We start from the raw sequence: 16354 nt of genomic DNA on the forward strand, positions 1-16354 counted from the left end.
TTCTATTTAATTCCAATAATATACAAAGCACCAATTATTAAAGTAACAAACATAACAAATGCATAATCAAATATATAACCAGTTTGTAACTTTATAGAACTTTTTGAACATTCATTAACCAACCTTACAACACCATTTGGTCCAAATGAATCAATAGCCTTAACATCAAACTTCCATAGAAGCCTAGATATAAACCTTATCGGTGCAATTATAACAAACTCATACACCTCATCAAAGTACCATTTATTCTGCAAAAACTTAAGTAAAAATTTACTCTTAATTTGCCTAATTAGTTGATATTGGTAAATTAGGTACGCAAGAGCTATTCCACTTAGGCTCGCTAAGGTTGGCAGCAGTTTTATAAAGAAATTATGAGCTCCATGCTCATCAATCACCATTAAACTTGATTTCCAAAACGCATTACTAGTTATGTTCAAAATATTTGCTCCCCACACTCCAGAAAATACCGATCCAAAAGCAAGTATCAGTAATGGTATAAGCATAATCTTTGGTGCCTCATGTATATTAATTTTACTTTGTTTTTGGCTATGGAACACAAGAAGCAATAACCTCCAAGAGTAAAACGCTGTGAAGAATGCAACAACTAAGCTTATTACAAAAGCAAAGCTATCCGTGCTATAAGCATGTTCAATTATCAAATCCTTTGAGTAAAAACCTGCAAATGGAAATATTCCAGAAAGCGCAAGAGATCCAATCCACATGAGAGCGTAAGTGCAAGGGATTTTCTTCCAGCAATTTCCCATTTTCTGAATGTTTTGCTCATGATGCATTGCATGAATTACATTGCCAGCACCGAGAAATAGTAGAGCTTTAAAAAAAGCGTGTGTCATTAAGTGAAAAATAGCAACATTGTAAGCAGAAAGCCCACATGCCATGAACATATAACCAAGTTGACTGCAGGTTGAATAAGCAATTATTTTTTTTATATCGTTCTGAGTAATCGCAACAGTAGCTGCAAAAAAAGCAGTGAGCGCACCAACAATAACTATTAATTCCCTTGCAATACTTGATAATTCAAAAAGTGGTGAACATTTTGCTATTAAAAATATACCTGCTGTTACCATCGTTGCTGCATGAATGAGTGCAGAAACAGGGGTTGGTCCTTCCATTGCATCTGGCAACCAAACATGTAAACCAAGCTGTGCAGATTTACCCATACAGCCAATAAAAAGTAATATGCATATTATATGAATTATTTTAAATTCACAGCAGAATGCCCTAATGTTCTGCGTGCCAAGAAGATCAGTTGTGTCAAAAACTTCAGTAAAATTCAAAGAGTGAAATGTATAATAAATAAGAAAGATTCCAATCAATAGTGCAAAGTCTCCTACCCTATTCACAACAAATGCTTTAATTGCTGCATTATTTGCAGAATATTTTTGGAACCAAAATCCTATGAGTAAATAAGAACACAGGCCAACCCCTTCCCAGCCAAAAAAAAGCTGCACGAAATTATCGCTTACAACCAGCACAATCATGCAAAACGTAAATAGCGATAGGTAAGAAAAAAACCTCGACTTCCCCTTATCATGCTCCATATAACCGATAGAGTAGAGATGTACTACCAGTGAAACGGTGGTAATAACAATAAGCATTAAGGATGAGAGAGCATCCACACTAATTGCCCAATTTACTTTTAATACACTTAATGAAAATAGAGGAAATAAACTCAAGTGATAATTTTCAGAGAAGGTGAGAAAAACATACCAAGATAAAACTGCAGATATTCCAATCCCTGCCGTTGTAACTAACTGACTTTTTCTAAAAAATGCTCCAAACAATGAACCAAAAAGTGGCAGAAATACTATTAATTTCAGTATATCCATCATACTTTCATTCTTTCATTAAATTTGCTTGTTCAACGTCTATATTGCCACGACTTCTATAATATACAACCAATATTGCAAGCCCAACTCCTGACTCTGCTGCCGCAACAGTCAACACAAACATCACAAAAATTTGCCCAACTATATCATTCATAAAGGCAGAAAAAGCAACTAGATTGATGTTAATCGCCAGCAATAATATTTCTATTGATAACAGTATGTTGATTATGCTCTTACGGTTGATGAAAATACCACACACGCCAATAGTGAACAAAACAGCAGCAATTATCAAAAAGTGATTTAATCCTATTTCCATTCCACTCCTTTTCCAAATTTAGCCTTAATCAATTTTACAGATGAAGATTGTGTCAATTGCTTTAACACGTTCTGTTTTCTAACTCCTTTTTTCTTTTCCTGCAAAGTAAGAGCAATTGCACCAACAATTGCAACAAGCAGCAGAATACCAGAAAGATGAAAAGCGTACATGTAGTCAGTGTAGAGCAAATTACCGATAGCTTTCACGTTATTGTTATTATAGTTTATAACATTGCTTATATTCGGTTCTGAACTGCGAATTACAAAGCTGATGATTAGAAAAAACACAACACATAATATAGCACCAAGAGTGAAATGCTTTGCAAAACCCTGATGCAATCTTATGTAGTCAATATCGAGCATCATAACTACAAAGAGGAATAACACTGCAACTGCACCGATGTATACTATCAGCACCATCATAGCAATGAATTCAGCTCCAAGGAGAATAAAAAGCACTGCAGAGTTAACGAAAGTGAAAATTAAAAATAACACTGCATGCACAGGATTCCTTACGCTAATTACACAAACAGCAGATAAAATGCTAAGAATTGCAAAAGAATAAAAGAAAAAAGGCATTAATACTTTAACTGCAACAATAGTTACTAACTTAAAGTAATTATTGCTGTAAAGTCAATATTATATTAAACGTTTGAAAACATTGTACTACAAGCTTCAGCTCCATTTTAAATAGAGCATTTTCTCAGTAATGCAATAAACACTCTTGACATTTTAATTTATTAACGTATAATATATGTATATTAATAATCAGTAATAGCTAAAATGTATAACATATTTGGTTACTTCAAAACTTATGATAAGCAAAGTGGCAAGTTAGATGGCAAAAGTTATCAATACACCACAAGAGATCATGTGACAATTTACTTCAATAACACACTAGCCAGTTTAGGTAGATCATGGAGAGAATTTAAAGAAGAAGCATATGAGTTTATATATGATATCGGAGCTTGGTTGAAAGAAACATATGAAAATCTCACTGAACGACCTGAAATGCATAACTTCTATGTTCCAGAAAAACTTCCTGTTAAAGCTGAGGAAATAGAGATGAAGGAACTGAATCGTAAGCCATTCAAAACTCCACCTATCCACCCAACAAGCAGAAGCTCTAGTAGCCAATACCTCAATCAAGTTGTTGTTACTCGACATACACCTGAAGCTACTAAAACAAGATAGATAAAAAACCTACGTTTAAATATGTAGTACTTGAGTGAAGCATTCTTTAAACTGTTCTATTCAATAAAATCTTTACAATATTTGGATCATAGGTTTAACTTTACGAAGTTATAGTCTATAGGGCTTCAATGAACGATTATCTCTCACTGTTAAATCCAGAGCAACAATTAGCTGTAACTAACTTAAATGGGCCAATTTTGATACTGGCAGGGGCGGGAACGGGAAAAACAAGAACGATTACTTCAAGGATAGCGCACATAATTAGAAACGGTCACGCTTATTCTGATGAAATATTAGCAGTTACATTCACGAACAAAGCAGCAAATGAAATGATATCAAGAGTGCTTGAACTCACGGGCACAAACATACCATGGCTTGGCACTTTCCATGCAATTGCAGCAAAAATTCTACGTCATCATGCTGAAGTCGTGGGGCTAAATTCCAATTTTACAATTATTGGTGTGGATGACCAATTACAGGTAATAAAAAACATCATGAATGAAATCAGCCCTGATTACCTATCAGAAAAATGTAAGACCATTATGAATATTATTCAGCAATGGAAAGAGAAGTGTTTACTGCCATTCGAAGTGGAAAACGTTCAATCATTTAGGCCAGTGTACGTAACTGCACTCAAAGTCTATCACCAGTATCAGGAAAGGTTAAAATTCCTTAACTCTGTCGATTTTGGTGACTTATTGCTATATAACATACAACTCTTTAATCAAAAGACCGAGGTTCTATCCTACTACCAAAACAAGTTTAAATATATCATGGTAGATGAATATCAAGATACAAATGCAATACAATATCTTTGGCTAAAATACCTTGCAAAAGAGCACTCAAATATTTGTTGTGTAGGAGATGACGATCAATCGATATACAGTTGGCGTGGTGCAGAAGTTGAAAATATTTTGAAATTTTCCGATGATTTTAAAAATGCAAAAACCGTTAAACTGGAGTGTAACTACAGGTCAACATCCCACATACTTGCAACTGCATCATATGTTATCAATCACAATAAGACTCGCTTAGAAAAAAAGTTGTGGACAACAAACATTGAAGGGGAAAAGGTAAATCTAATAAAATTATGGGACGGGAAAGCTGAAGCAAGGTTCATAAGCGAACAGATATTAAAGCTCAATAAATACAGATTTAGTGACATTGCAGTGCTCGTAAGAGCGACTTTTCAAACTAGAGTGCTCGAAGAGTATTTTATAAAATATTCAATTCCCTATAGGATTATAAGTGGCGTAAAATTCTACGAACGTCAAGAAATAAGGGATATAATTGCATATTTGAGGCTTGTTACAAATAATAATGATGATCTCGCTTTTGAAAGGATCGTAAATCGTCCCAAAAGAAGCATAGGAGCTACAACTCTAAAGAAAATATACACGACTGCTCAGGATAACAAAATTTCTTTTTTTGAGGCAGCAAAAATATTGGTTAATAGTGATCAAGTAACCGAAAGAATTAAACTCTCACTAAATGATTTTTTAAATAAAATTAAAGCTTGGGAAGAAATAGTAAGCGTAAAACCACTGCATGAATTCGTTAAAATCGTAGCAAATCAATCAGGATATATGGAAATGCTTGAGAATGAAGGAGTGACGGGTTTAGCGCGAATAGAAAATGTTAAAGAGCTCATTTCATCTTTGAAGAATTTTGACAACGCTATAACCTTCTTGGAGCACATTAGCCTGGTGATGGAAGTGGATAATATGAATAGCGATGACACTGTATATGTTATGACTCTTCATGCAGCTAAAGGACTTGAATTTCCGTGTGTGTTTTTACCTGGTTGGGAAGAAGGATTATTTCCTCATCAAAGATCTTTTGAAGATAAAAGTGGTAAAGCTTTAGAAGAAGAGAGAAGACTTGCATATGTTGGCATAACTAGAGCAAAAGAAAGGTTGATCATTTCATGTGCAGATAGGAGGGAAATTAATAATCAGTGGCAACCAATGTGCACTTCTCGATTTATTAAAGAATTGCCAAGAGAAAATGTTGAGGTGATCAAGAATAGTGCCTACTGTTGAAGCTATAACTGCAGCTCTTACGACAAACACATCTGAATTACTTCAATTATATATTTCTCCTGGCAAAAATTCTCTGATGGTCTTAAATAAAATTTTCAGTGAATAATTATCAGACATGTTGTGTTTTGCTGATTTTATTAAGTGTACCTCAACGTCTGTTGACTTAATTTTTTCAGCTAAATTCAATGAAGTTTGATAAGGAACATCTTTATCATTAATGCTATGCAATAAGCGCACAGGACAGTTTATATCTATTGCTTCTCTGTTTAAAAGAAGGTTCTTTCTACCGTCTTCGATCAGATTTTTAGTTATTTTGTATGCACAATGCTCCGAAGTAAAATCTATTACACCTTTAGAACCTAGTTCTTCTTTTTGCTTGCCTGACAATTGCTTGAATATCAAATCTTCAGTAAAATCAGGAGCAGACGATATGCCGATTAATGCTGCAATTTTTTCTGGAAATTGAAGAGCAGTGAGCAGCATCAGCCATCCTCCCATACTTGAACCTATAATTATTTGTTTATTGCTAGTTAATTCACTTATCACTTTAGCACAATTTTTTTGCCAGTCACTTATTGTATAATCAGCAAAATCACCGCTTGAATTACCGTGGCCAAGATAATCAAAGAGCACGAGTGCTATATTATTTTCCTGGCAAAATTTGTAAATGGCAGTTGCTTTAGTTCCATCCATATTAGATGCAAATCCACCGAAAAAAACTACAGAAGCTTTCTTCCCTTGTAGCTTTCGATATGCTATATTTCCATCGAGTAATTTACAATAATTCATACTACTTTGGCAAGGCAACCGGACTATCGCTCATCGAACGCAAATAGCTGACTAGATCTGCAATCTCTTGTGGATTGGAAATGCCTGCAAATGCCATACGTGTACCTTTTATGTAGGCTTTTGGATTTTTTAAAAAAGCAAATAACTCCTCATACTCCCATTTCCCACCTTTTTCAAGTAGTGCTTTTGAGTAATTGAATGAGCTGCCAAGATGGGCCTTTTTATTTCCAACCACGTTCCATAAGTTTGGCCCCACTTTATTCATTCCACCTTTCTCAAAACTATGACAAGCTATACATTTTTTTGCTGCTGACTTGCCTTTTTCAAAGCTAGCATTCTGCATGAGCTCTCCAATATCAAGTGCCACTTGTTCAATCTTTTGTTGAGGCTCATTGCTGGCTGCTACTATTGTTTGGTGTTCAATTTTATAATCCTCTGGGTTATAGAGCATATCAACTACATTACTAACTATCATAATTATTAATCCAGAAAGTAAAATCGATGCTGCAATCTTATTAAGCTCCATAGTTAATTCTTATCAAGTAATGTTACTTAAATTATGCAAATATTTTCGCAAACAGCAAACAATTACCTTTATTCTACCAAAGATAGAAATTTCTATTACTTAGTTAATAGACCGCAATTCTGCTGCTGAAGTAACTCCGTGGTCCAGTCACATACTGGTCCAGAATAATATATTCAAATAGATTTCCTGCAAACCTGTCTACAATGATTGAAACTGGAACCACTTCTATAATGTTCGTTTGCTTGACCTAAGATTCAGGAGCATTTAAACTGAATTTTATAAAGTACTAGAAATGATAGGAAATCTAAGAGGAATAGTTGATGAGGTGTGTAGCGATCACATAATCCTGAATGTGAATGATGTTGGCTACATAGTATATCTTTCAGCCAAAACTTTAAGTGCTTGTTCGATTGGAAGTAGAGTAAAATTACTTATCGACACTTATGCAAATAGCAGAGAAAACGTTACTCAGCTATATGGCTTTATAAGTAAAGAAGAACAGCAGTGTCTGCGTTTATTAGTTAAAGTGAGCGGTGTCAGCTATAAAACCGCAATGTCAATTTTGAGCAAATTAACTCCAGAGCAACTGTTTTTGGCAATTATAAATGAGGATAAACTAGTACTTAAGGTGAGTGGACTTGGCCTGAAACTCATAAATCGAATTATTACTGAGCTGAATGGCAAAGTAAGTAAATTAGAGACAAATAACAATCATTTTCACTCAATTAGTGAAGATGCTCTTTCAGCTTTGATCAATCTTGGATATGAAAGAACAAAAGCTTATGATACAATAAAAAAAATAGAAGATGAATCACCAAACTTGGACACTAAAGATATTATTCGTATGGCGCTTAAAACAATATGAAGTCAATATCATGTAGTAAGGAATACTCTGAAGATGTACGTAATTTAAATATCAGGCCTGAGCAACTTGATGATTTTGTCGGGCAAAAAGATTTAATACAAAATTTAAAAGTGTTTATAAATGCTGCACAGACGAGAGCTGAAGCTTTGGATCACGTATTGCTCTATGGTCCTCCAGGGCTTGGTAAAACAACTTTAGCACAAATTGTCTCTAAGGAGTTAAGGGTTAGCTTTCGTGCAACTTCTGGTCCATTGCTTAGTAAAGCTGGGGACTTAGCTGCAGTGCTCACTACTTTAAATGCAAAAGATGTTCTATTTATCGATGAGATCCATAGATTAAATCGTAGCATTGAGGAAGTTTTATATACTGCTATGGAAGATTTTTGCCTAGATATACTAGTAGGTGAGGGCCCATCTACCAGAACTTTAAGAATAGATTTACCACCATTTACACTGATTGGGGCAACAACACGGCTTGGACTGCTTTCTGCACCGCTGAGGGATCGTTTTGGTATTCCCCTGCATCTTGAGTTTTATTCTTTTGAGGAACTGGTTGATATTATAAAAAGAGGTGCAAGAGTTCTTTGTGCTGAAATCGAAAAGGATGCTGTGCAGGAAATTGCCTGCCGCGCCCGTGGTACTCCAAGAATTGCTTTGAGATTACTCAGAAGAATAAGAGATTTTGTTGAAGTAAAAGATGATAAAAAAATTACCTGTGAAATTGCCGGTTCTGCACTATCAAAATTGGGTATAGATAAAATGGGACTAAATAAATTAGATATGGATTATCTGAGATTTTTGTTTAACACCTCAGGACCTGTTGGAATTGACACCATATCTATTGCACTATCTGAAGATGTTGGCAATATTGAAGAAACAGTAGAACCTTATTTAATCAAGGTCAGTTTCGTAAAGCGCACACCAAGAGGACGTGTTTTAACTGATCAAGCAAGGGAATACCTCAGCATTAATTCAGTGGTATGCTAGTATTATACTATATTTTATAACATTGTATAGTATTACACTAAACATTATAATATTCTCTTATTATATGATTTGCAGGTGTTTTAGAGGCAAATAAGAAAGTCTTCTGTTATAGTGAATATGTTCTTGAAAAATTACGTAATATATGCTAGCCTATATATAGTATGAATGTAAAAATATCAATAATTTATTGATATTTTTTAAGATTAATACTTATTAAATACTTCATATTATAAGATTGAGTTATTGTATTTTATAGACTTAAGATAAAATGGTAAAAAGCCTTCTAAACAATTATAGAAACAGTAATTCAATTAATGGAGAAAAAGCAATGAAAAATTTTTTAATCAATAACAACGAAGAGGACGGTAGCTCAATCTACATTAATCGAATCAGAGAGCAAGATCTCTCTGCAGAGCAGAAGCTCAATGAATTAAAAGGATTCATGGAGGAGCTTGCTAGGAAAGCTGAGCTCAAGAGAATAGAGCTTGAGCGTCAGGCTGCGAGTTGCATTGATGAAACATTATCTCAAGTAGAGCTACATATACAAGATAATGAGGATTACTTTACTGATGATAATCAAGGGGTATTCGCAAATTTCTTTGAATCCCTCTTTAATCTTTTTGAAGTAAATGTAGATCCGAAAGTCTACAAAATGCTCAAGGAGAAGAAAGAGAAAAATCTGCTTCTTTCGATAATTAAGTTTTTGCGTGATAAGCTTAAGGAATTAGTTAAAAAGATCTTCAAAAAAGATTTAGATTTAAGTTGGGATAAAAGGCTAGACAAAGAGATAAAAGAATTGCAGGAGAAATTACTCAGCGGTGAGTTATCTCCTGAAGAAGAAATAGCAATACTCGAACGTTTGCAAGCGTTGCAAAATTTAAAATTGAAGCTTCAAACTTTTCTCGTGGGCTCAGTCATTGCAATGTTTGCAGAAATTTTTGCAGTTGATTTAGCAGCAGTAGTAGAGCAAGATGTAACTGAGGAAAAAAGAGACAAAAAAGCAGAAAAAACAGAATCAAAAGAAGTTCGTCAAGAAATAGAAACAAAAGTGAATGAAATCACACCAATTTCCCTATTTAATTTTTCATCTCAAGTTCCAATGCCAATTGTTCTAGACAAGCAAGAACGTGCTATTTTACCAAAGCCTATAGAAAAATTAGTAGACACTCTACCTAAACCTGTTATAAGTCACAAAAATAGTGAAGTACCAAAACTGGAAAAAATGAATAAAGAAAAGAAAGAAGCAAAAGAAGAGAAAACTGAAAAACCAAAATTAGCTGTCTGTCCACCTGCTCCACACCAAAAGGAACGCAGGAGAGTTAAAAGACAAAAATGTGATAAGGATACAAGGAGAACAAAGAAAAAAGAGCTAAATGGATCTTCCTGCGAGAGAAAGCTTGGTGATCAGCAAAAGTCTAATGCTGCTGTGGAATTGCCAGGAGGATTAACTGATGATGTGAGAGTTGAAAACCATGCTTCTTCAGTCAAAGAGAGAGGTGTGTAAAGGTTCTCTCTTTTTTTTGTCATTCCAGACTGGTTTTTCATCTGGATTCCAGCATCAAGTGCTGGAATGACATGGCGGACAAGTAGCTCTCTCTCTTGTCATCCAAGTAGCTGACACTGGGATCCAGTAAACTTAGTTTAAAAAAGTTGTCATTCCAGTTTAGGATCCATTTTTCTTCTAGATTCCAGCATCAAGTGCTGGAATGACATGGCGGACAAGTAGCTCTCTCTTGTCATCCCAGTGCGTGACACTGGTTTTTCATCTGGATTCCAGCATCAAGTGCTGGAATGACATGGCGGACAAGTAGCTCTCTCTCTTGTCATCCAAGTAGCTGACACTGGGATCCAGAAAACTTAATTTAAAAAGTTGTTATTCCAGTCTGGAATCCAGGAGTATAAAAATGGTGAATAAAATTTATGTAAAAAAACTGCTTGTGCTGATAATTGATTCTTAATATACTCATTACATAATAATTTAATTCGGAGGCTAATATGGATGGTAATAATGATCCAAATAAAAAAGTACCTGATTCAGGGAGAACAAGGATTTATAAAAAAGATTTAGATCCAAAGAGAATAGATAATTTCAGCGATATGATTAAGCGTGAACAAGAGCGAATGAAACAAAATCAATCCAGTAGTAGTAAGAGTGGTCAGAGCAGCAGTATGGGTGGTAAGTAATTATGTTAATTAATTAGAGAGGTGGAGTTATGCCTAATAAAAGTAAAATAAATCAAGAATTAGTAAAAGCGTTTAATAGTATTCTTCGTTTCAGTAATGCTGTTGTTACTAATTTTACTGTAAAGGATGATCATATTGTTATCTCGTTTGATAATAATATGACTCTTGATCGGCGCATAAAGTACCTGAGCAGTATGAAAGAAAAAATAATACAAAGATTTTGTCCGGATGAAAGTATTCTTGATGATAATTTTTATACAAAGTTTTTTCCTTTTAACTTTGATCAAGGAAAATCGACTGTAGGTAATAAATTTTTGGTGCCAATGAGAAAAGAGGTGGTTTCTAATCTAAAGTTTTTGCTAGCTAATGAACTTGCGCGATTTACAACAGATCTTATTAAAGAGCAAAAAAAAGAAGACAAAAAATCGGAACTAGGTTATAAGAATCTATCAGATGATATAGAGCAGGAGATAGAAGAACATGTAGATTATAATATAATTGATGAAGTCTTTGATAAGGGATCTTATCTATATGGTGCGGAGTGTGTTGATAGAAATTTGCAACGTTCTTTTGTAGATTTGCTCTCATCGAGGATAAAAGGTTATGAAAATGGTCCTAAAAAACCTAAGGATTTTTTAGAAGAGAAAGGAAATTATGTATATCTAAAGAAAAGCATTTTTGATAATCCTAAGCTCATTAAAGACATAGCAAAGCATGAATTATCCTTTCATTGTCGTGATTTGGAAGTTTCAAGTACCGAGGATGAAATGAATGACACTCTGAAGCGCGCAATTGTTGATTTAATTTGTAAGGCACTACCGCACCTACCAATTGATTCTATGTGGCATACTTCTCACAAAGAAAGTAAAGATGAGTATTCAATTTTGGCTCCTGTTATTGATTGTGGTAATTACATAGAGTTTTTAAATGAAAAAGAAGTTGATCATATTAATAATAAGGTGTTTGGTGGTACAAAAGTATTGCGTGATGTAAAAGATGATATTGCAGAAAGAGGTCTTCCAACATATGGTGCCGAACAAATATATGCAATAGACTTTCGTAACCCAGACATTGCTTACTGTGTGATGGATAAGATCATGGAGAGCTCTTTAATCAGCGAAGATAAAGATAAAGTTAAATATAAGCTATCCATTGATCCTGCGCGTGTGCAAGCTATGAAACCACAAACTCTTGCCCCTTCTGAAGAAAAAGTAGGGACGGATGGACCAAGTGCAGATACAAGTGCAGATAGTGGTTTTGGTGATTCACCTAAGAATTCAGTTATAGGTAAATCACATGCTAAAAACTCAAGCAAATTCCTTAGGCCCGACTACTATGGTGAAGGTAAAGGTGGGGATGATGCTTCGGCTAAAGATAGTGGCTTTGGCCCTTCTTCAGCACGATCTTCAGCACGATCTTCTTTTAATAAGCCCAAAACAACATTTAACCAACCTTCTATATCACAGCCTGACCAATGTTCTGCAAAAAAGCAGACATCAACTAGTAAAAAATCAATTTGCTCTATTTCATAGCTAAAGAAAATTAGACTATTTGAGGACGAATTGTGAATGAAAGGTTATGTATCCGTTTAGATGCATGTGAGACCAGTGCCTTCTTTCTTGTTATACAAGTAGCTGACACTGGGATCACACTTGATTATGCAAGAAATCTAATGTTAAAAAACACACAGTTATTATTTAATTTCTGATATTGCTCCATTATCTGCAGCCTTTTCATGCTCGACAGAAGAGAGTTGAGGGTTAACAGCTTTTTCTATCGATTTAGCCTGTTTATAGTCTTGACTTAGGAAATATATAGCCAGTCCAACTGCTATTCCAGCAACAAGAGCAGATACTGCGAGTGCGCATAATATAATAGTCATTGAAGGTACTAAAGCACCACCAACACCCAGTCCAATACCGAGAAAAACTCCAGGTACAATGCCAATCAAACTATTACATCTAGCATTTCCTTTTTTCAATTGAGCTTGGTCTTGCATGCATTTAATGAGTAATTCTCTTGTATTTCCTTGAGCTAAATCTAATGGAATTTGCTTATTTACATTCTCTATCAAAGGATTTGCAACCTGTTCCAAAAGGGCTTCTATTGCCTTAGTGTTATTGCTTATAACAGCTTGGTGTAATAATGTATTGCCTCCTTCACCCTTAAAGTTCATGTGAGTACGAAACTCTTCCTTTGGGTTGCTTATTTGGTTGTTTTTTACATATGTCCTATTTTCTATAGCTTTTTCCAAATGTTTCATCACATCTTTTAGTGATTGCTTATCGAAACTTTGCACAAAATGAAGCAGAATTTCATGTATCACCGCTTCTTTTGTAGTTTTAGAGCATTGTAAAGTGAGTACAAACGTGCTTATATCAACAGTTATCTCTTTTGTGTTAGTATAGTATTTTCTAAAATGAATGATAAATTTCCATTATGGTATTACCAACCAAAAGTTGTAAGTCTGTACATTTATACATTAGAGGTCTGAGGCGGCTTTTGATGGTATGCCAACAGTGTTCTATGGGATTCAAATCTGGTGAATATGTTGGAAGATACAGCACATGACAGCCAAAAGACTCTATTAATGATTTTGTTTTAGTGGTCTTATGAAATGTAGCATTATCCATAACTATGGTTGTGCCAAGTGGCAATTTAGGTAATAACATCTTCTCCAACCATATATTGAATACCTCTTTGTCACACCCACCTTTGAAAGTCATTGGTGCAATAAATCTCATTCCAATCCACCCGGCTACTATACTGATTCTCTCTCGAGTTCTCCCTGGAATATCTGCATAAATTTTCTTTCCTCTTGGAGCACGTCCATATTCTCGGTATAACTTATTATCAACTCCTGCTTCATCTATATATAAGATGCTGGAATGGTCTATTTTTGAGATTTTATCAATAAATTGCTGCCTATCTTCTTGATTGCGCTCTTGATATAGTGTGACTTTTTTTTAAAGTAATTTTTAGCTGTTTTAGTCTATACCAAATTGAATTTATTCCAAATCCAAGATTTTGTTTCATCTCTGCCAGAGTATGATCTGGATTCTTTGTAACATATTCTTCGAGTATTTTTGGGTCTATTTTTCGAATAAAGCTACCGTTTTTAGATGGCTTTAGGCTTTCACCAGCAGCTTTCTTTTTTAACCAGCGGTACAGAGTTGCTATTCCTATCTCCATGAGCTCTGCTATCTCAACCTTTGTCTTCCCTTTTTCTATCATCAATACTGCCTTTTCCCTTAAATCCACACTATATGCCATTATAACTCAAATACTTCATTATACCTTTATCATTTACTTTAGGAAATACTATAGTTATTTCGTTAACTGTTTTTGGTTGAAGGAAAGACTTTAGGTATTCAATTCTTTGTTGACCATCTTTTATTTCACGAATTATTAAATTTAAACTATCAGTCATACGATTCTCCTTATTTTGATCATATTATTTATTAATAATATAATAAATTCTGCTGAGAGTCAAGCTTTTAGTTAAAAAATTAATATAATTTATTAGCAATCCCTACAAATGTCAAATAAATTCCAATAACATTAAAAAAAACTCACAGGATCAACATCTATTGTTACTGTAATGTTTGAACTCGAATTATAGTTTTTAATCCAATGTTTCAGCTTTTTCTTCAAAGATAGAATATGTTTATTGTGTATCTTTAGTAACACTCTATATCGATATTTATTATTTAAGAAATTTATTGCTGATGGTGACGGGCCAAAAATTTCGAGTTCTTTTTTTCTAGTCACGCACTGGAATGACAACGCAGAAGGAGTAGTAGTTGTATGCAAAAAGCTTGTTATCTCACTTGCTGCTTTCTGCGTTGCAAATTGATCCTTACCGCAAACTATAAGCGCTATTAATCTACTAAATGGCGGCATTTTAGCTTTGCGTCTTGACTCAAGTTCAATTTCATAAAACAAATCCCTTTTTTGCTGCTGCAATGCTTTTATTATCAAGCTTTCAGGATTATTAGTTTGCACTATTACCGTTCCTTTTTCGTTGAATCTTCCCGATCTTCCTGCAACTTGATGCAATAATTGATACGTCTTTTCTGCTGCCCTGAGGTCAGAATTTTCAAGTCCTAAATCTGCATTTATTACTCCAACTAAAGTTAATTTAGGGAAATTATGTCCTTTCGCAATCACTTGTGTACCGATTATAATATTCACCTCTTCCTTGAGCACTGAGTCAATGACGCTACCAAGCGATTTCTGATCGCTGCTGATAATTGCAGTTTTTGCATTTGGTAATAGTTTTACTATCTCTTCAAGTAACCTCTCAATTCCTATACCACAAAGGGATAATGACTGCTCACTTTGACAATTCGAGCATTTTTCTGGAAGTTTTGATTGGTAAGAACAATGGTGACACAAAAGGACGTTCTTTTTCTTGTGGTACGTAAGCCATACAGTGCAATTTGAGCAGGAAATTTTATATCCACATTTTTTACAAACTGCAAGTTGCGCATACCCCCTGCGGTTTAGAAAGAGCATAACTTGCTGTTTTTTTTCTATGGTTTGTTTTATCCCTTCGAAAAGCTCATTTGAAATCCATTGTTTATTATTCACTACTTTTATGTGCGGCAACTCTGCACCACCGAACCGTTCGGTTAGCTTTACATGGTTGTAATTCCCTTTTTTAACATGATAAATTGTTTCAAGCAGCGGAGTAGCGGATGATAAAATAATCGGAATATTTTCGAGCTTGGCTAAGACTATTGCCATATCTCGGGCATTATATATAACTCCCTGTTCCTGTTTAAAGGATGAGTCATGCTCTTCATCAATGATGATTAATTTTAGGTTTTTATAAGGTAAAAAAAGTGCTGACCTTGCCCCAATAATGATCTGCGCACTTCCATTTGCAATACTAAGCCAATTATTTCGGCGAGCTTTGGGAGTAAGTCCTGAATGCCACTCAGCTATATTTCCAGATATCTGACTGTGAACACGATTTACTAATTGTGAAGTTAGGACAATTTCTGGCAGAAGGATCAGGACTTGTGCATCGTTTACGATTTCAATTAACCTTGCAATCACAGAGAGATAAACTTCCGTTTTTCCAGACCCGGTTTCACCGTCAAGCAAAGTCACTGAATACTCATTCAAATTACTTATTATCTTATTGCGAGCTGCTTGCTGCTCAGGGCTTAATTGGCAATCTATTTCACTTATTTCCTGATTTTGCTTAGTGAAAACTAACTTATCTATCTGATTTACCTTTAATACTCCTCCCATTATTACTTTGGCAAGCATACCGATAGGTATTACATTATACTGCGCAACCCACTCTGCAAATTCGATCAGTTTTGGTCTGATACTCGGTAACTCGATCTTTTGTTCAATGCATTTTAATTCTCGATCACTCTTGCCGCTATATTTCCAAACTATTCCAATCAAACGCTTTCTGCCAAATGGTACCACTACGTAATCTCCAATTGAAGTTTCAGTATCTTTCTCAATTGCATATGAAAATAGCTGATCAATTGGAAGTGGTAGTAATACGTCAACTATTCTTGTCATAAGTTAGCGCTGTTTTTAGATACATAAAGAAGCCTTAATGCTTTTTTCATAGTACACAA

Annotated in this window: 17 protein-coding genes; 7 read left to right on the forward strand and 10 right to left on the reverse strand. The window is 34.7% G+C overall.

Going from position 1 to position 16354, the window contains the following annotated elements; translation table 11 throughout:
• Positions 1 to 2: 2 nt before the first annotated feature.
• Genes nuoL through AAGD65_RS06570 form a run of 3 tightly spaced genes read right to left on the reverse strand, consistent with a single transcriptional unit; the run spans position 3 to position 2741 of the window.
• Positions 3 to 1850, reverse strand: coding sequence for an NADH-quinone oxidoreductase subunit L (nuoL, locus tag AAGD65_RS06560; protein WP_264682696.1), 1848 nt, complete (start codon positions 1848 to 1850; stop codon positions 3 to 5).
• Positions 1851 to 1854: 4 nt separating this feature from the next.
• Positions 1855 to 2163: an NADH-quinone oxidoreductase subunit NuoK gene (nuoK, locus tag AAGD65_RS06565; protein WP_010404075.1), complete on the reverse strand. Its 309-nt coding sequence runs from the start codon at positions 2161 to 2163 to the stop codon at positions 1855 to 1857.
• Positions 2154 to 2741: an NADH-quinone oxidoreductase subunit J gene (locus AAGD65_RS06570; protein ID WP_264682695.1), complete on the reverse strand. Its 588-nt coding sequence runs from the start codon at positions 2739 to 2741 to the stop codon at positions 2154 to 2156. The genes nuoK and AAGD65_RS06570 overlap by 10 nt, the downstream gene beginning before the upstream one ends.
• A gap of 204 nt (positions 2742 to 2945) precedes the next feature.
• Between AAGD65_RS06570 and AAGD65_RS06575 the strand changes: the two genes are divergently transcribed.
• Entirely contained in the window at positions 2946 to 3356 is a 411-nt protein-coding gene (locus AAGD65_RS06575) for a hypothetical protein (RefSeq protein WP_264682694.1), read from the forward strand.
• A 128-nt stretch (positions 3357 to 3484) separates the two neighbouring features.
• On the forward strand, positions 3485 to 5398 hold the full coding sequence (locus AAGD65_RS06580; protein WP_264682693.1) for an ATP-dependent helicase: 1914 nt from the start codon (positions 3485 to 3487) through the stop codon (positions 5396 to 5398).
• Between the two features lie 42 nt (positions 5399 to 5440).
• On the opposite strand, the gene AAGD65_RS06585 is transcribed toward AAGD65_RS06580, so the two are convergent.
• Together AAGD65_RS06585 and AAGD65_RS06590 are read right to left on the reverse strand one after the other, a co-directional pair.
• Positions 5441 to 6187, reverse strand: coding sequence for an alpha/beta hydrolase (locus tag AAGD65_RS06585; RefSeq protein ID WP_264682692.1), 747 nt, complete (start codon positions 6185 to 6187; stop codon positions 5441 to 5443).
• Between the two features lies 1 nt (position 6188).
• Positions 6189 to 6713: a c-type cytochrome gene (locus tag AAGD65_RS06590; protein WP_007302376.1), complete on the reverse strand. Its 525-nt coding sequence runs from the start codon at positions 6711 to 6713 to the stop codon at positions 6189 to 6191.
• Positions 6714 to 7005: 292 nt separating this feature from the next.
• Here AAGD65_RS06590 and ruvA point away from each other — a divergent pair, with 292 nt between their 5' ends.
• From ruvA to AAGD65_RS06615, 5 genes are all read left to right on the forward strand, one after another.
• Positions 7006 to 7578, forward strand: a complete 573-nt coding sequence (ruvA, locus tag AAGD65_RS06595) for a Holliday junction branch migration protein RuvA (RefSeq protein ID WP_264682691.1) — start codon at positions 7006 to 7008, stop codon at positions 7576 to 7578.
• Positions 7575 to 8564 (forward strand): Holliday junction branch migration DNA helicase RuvB, encoded by a 990-nt coding sequence (gene ruvB / locus AAGD65_RS06600; RefSeq protein ID WP_007302374.1) that lies wholly within the window; start codon positions 7575 to 7577, stop codon positions 8562 to 8564. The genes ruvA and ruvB overlap by 4 nt, the downstream gene beginning before the upstream one ends.
• A gap of 268 nt (positions 8565 to 8832) precedes the next feature.
• On the forward strand, positions 8833 to 10068 hold the full coding sequence (locus tag AAGD65_RS06605; protein WP_264682690.1) for a hypothetical protein: 1236 nt from the start codon (positions 8833 to 8835) through the stop codon (positions 10066 to 10068).
• A 491-nt stretch (positions 10069 to 10559) separates the two neighbouring features.
• On the forward strand, positions 10560 to 10748 hold the full coding sequence (locus AAGD65_RS06610) for a hypothetical protein (RefSeq protein WP_264682689.1): 189 nt from the start codon (positions 10560 to 10562) through the stop codon (positions 10746 to 10748).
• 29 nt (positions 10749 to 10777) lie between these two features.
• The gene (locus AAGD65_RS06615; protein ID WP_341810924.1) at positions 10778 to 12280 is read left to right on the forward strand and encodes a hypothetical protein; all 1503 of its coding nucleotides are present in this window, start codon (positions 10778 to 10780) and stop codon (positions 12278 to 12280) included.
• Positions 12281 to 12441: 161 nt separating this feature from the next.
• Here AAGD65_RS06615 and AAGD65_RS06620 read toward each other — a convergent pair whose 3' ends face one another.
• The 5 genes from AAGD65_RS06620 to priA all read right to left on the reverse strand — a co-directional run bounded on the left by AAGD65_RS06620 (position 12442) and on the right by priA (position 16295).
• Positions 12442 to 13074, reverse strand: a complete 633-nt coding sequence (locus AAGD65_RS06620; RefSeq protein ID WP_341810925.1) for an ankyrin repeat domain-containing protein — start codon at positions 13072 to 13074, stop codon at positions 12442 to 12444.
• A gap of 88 nt (positions 13075 to 13162) precedes the next feature.
• A complete protein-coding gene (locus tag AAGD65_RS06625; RefSeq protein ID WP_306794344.1) occupies positions 13163 to 13663 on the reverse strand; it encodes an IS630 family transposase in 501 nt (166 codons plus the stop codon).
• Positions 13664 to 13673: 10 nt separating this feature from the next.
• Complete coding sequence (locus AAGD65_RS06630; RefSeq protein ID WP_264336399.1) at positions 13674 to 14021, reverse strand: transposase; 348 nt, start codon at positions 14019 to 14021, stop codon at positions 13674 to 13676.
• Positions 14011 to 14178 carry a hypothetical protein gene (locus tag AAGD65_RS06635; protein WP_341810926.1) on the reverse strand — a complete coding sequence of 56 codons (168 nt, stop codon included), beginning with the start codon at positions 14176 to 14178 and terminating at the stop codon, positions 14011 to 14013. Before AAGD65_RS06635 ends, AAGD65_RS06630 begins: the two co-directional genes overlap by 11 nt.
• A gap of 131 nt (positions 14179 to 14309) precedes the next feature.
• The gene (gene priA, locus AAGD65_RS06640) at positions 14310 to 16295 is read right to left on the reverse strand and encodes a primosomal protein N' (protein ID WP_264682686.1); all 1986 of its coding nucleotides are present in this window, start codon (positions 16293 to 16295) and stop codon (positions 14310 to 14312) included.
• Positions 16296 to 16354: the final 59 nt, after the last annotated feature.

Source organism: Wolbachia endosymbiont (group B) of Chesias legatella, assembly GCF_964026945.1.
In the GTDB taxonomy this organism is placed as follows: Bacteria; Pseudomonadota; Alphaproteobacteria; order Rickettsiales; family Anaplasmataceae; genus Wolbachia.

What these genes read in the sequence shown, in the direction of transcription:
- nuoL (WP_264682696.1), bottom strand. Translation starts at nt 1,850, where the DNA reads ATGATGGATATACTGAAATTAATAGTATTTCTGCCACTTTTTGGTTCA.
- nuoK (WP_010404075.1), bottom strand. Translation starts at nt 2,163, where the DNA reads ATGGAAATAGGATTAAATCACTTTTTGATAATTGCTGCTGTTTTGTTC.
- AAGD65_RS06570 (WP_264682695.1), bottom strand. Translation starts at nt 2,741, where the DNA reads ATGCCTTTTTTCTTTTATTCTTTTGCAATTCTTAGCATTTTATCTGCT.
- AAGD65_RS06575 (WP_264682694.1), top strand. Translation starts at nt 2,946, where the DNA reads ATGTATAACATATTTGGTTACTTCAAAACTTATGATAAGCAAAGTGGC.
- AAGD65_RS06580 (WP_264682693.1), top strand. Translation starts at nt 3,485, where the DNA reads ATGAACGATTATCTCTCACTGTTAAATCCAGAGCAACAATTAGCTGTA.
- AAGD65_RS06585 (WP_264682692.1), bottom strand. Translation starts at nt 6,187, where the DNA reads ATGAATTATTGTAAATTACTCGATGGAAATATAGCATATCGAAAGCTA.
- AAGD65_RS06590 (WP_007302376.1), bottom strand. Translation starts at nt 6,713, where the DNA reads ATGGAGCTTAATAAGATTGCAGCATCGATTTTACTTTCTGGATTAATA.
- ruvA (WP_264682691.1), top strand. Translation starts at nt 7,006, where the DNA reads ATGATAGGAAATCTAAGAGGAATAGTTGATGAGGTGTGTAGCGATCAC.
- ruvB (WP_007302374.1), top strand. Translation starts at nt 7,575, where the DNA reads ATGAAGTCAATATCATGTAGTAAGGAATACTCTGAAGATGTACGTAAT.
- AAGD65_RS06605 (WP_264682690.1), top strand. Translation starts at nt 8,833, where the DNA reads ATGGTAAAAAGCCTTCTAAACAATTATAGAAACAGTAATTCAATTAAT.
- AAGD65_RS06610 (WP_264682689.1), top strand. Translation starts at nt 10,560, where the DNA reads ATGGATGGTAATAATGATCCAAATAAAAAAGTACCTGATTCAGGGAGA.
- AAGD65_RS06615 (WP_341810924.1), top strand. Translation starts at nt 10,778, where the DNA reads ATGCCTAATAAAAGTAAAATAAATCAAGAATTAGTAAAAGCGTTTAAT.
- AAGD65_RS06630 (WP_264336399.1), bottom strand. Translation starts at nt 14,021, where the DNA reads ATGGCATATAGTGTGGATTTAAGGGAAAAGGCAGTATTGATGATAGAA.
- AAGD65_RS06635 (WP_341810926.1), bottom strand. Translation starts at nt 14,178, where the DNA reads ATGACTGATAGTTTAAATTTAATAATTCGTGAAATAAAAGATGGTCAA.
- priA (WP_264682686.1), bottom strand. Translation starts at nt 16,295, where the DNA reads ATGACAAGAATAGTTGACGTATTACTACCACTTCCAATTGATCAGCTA.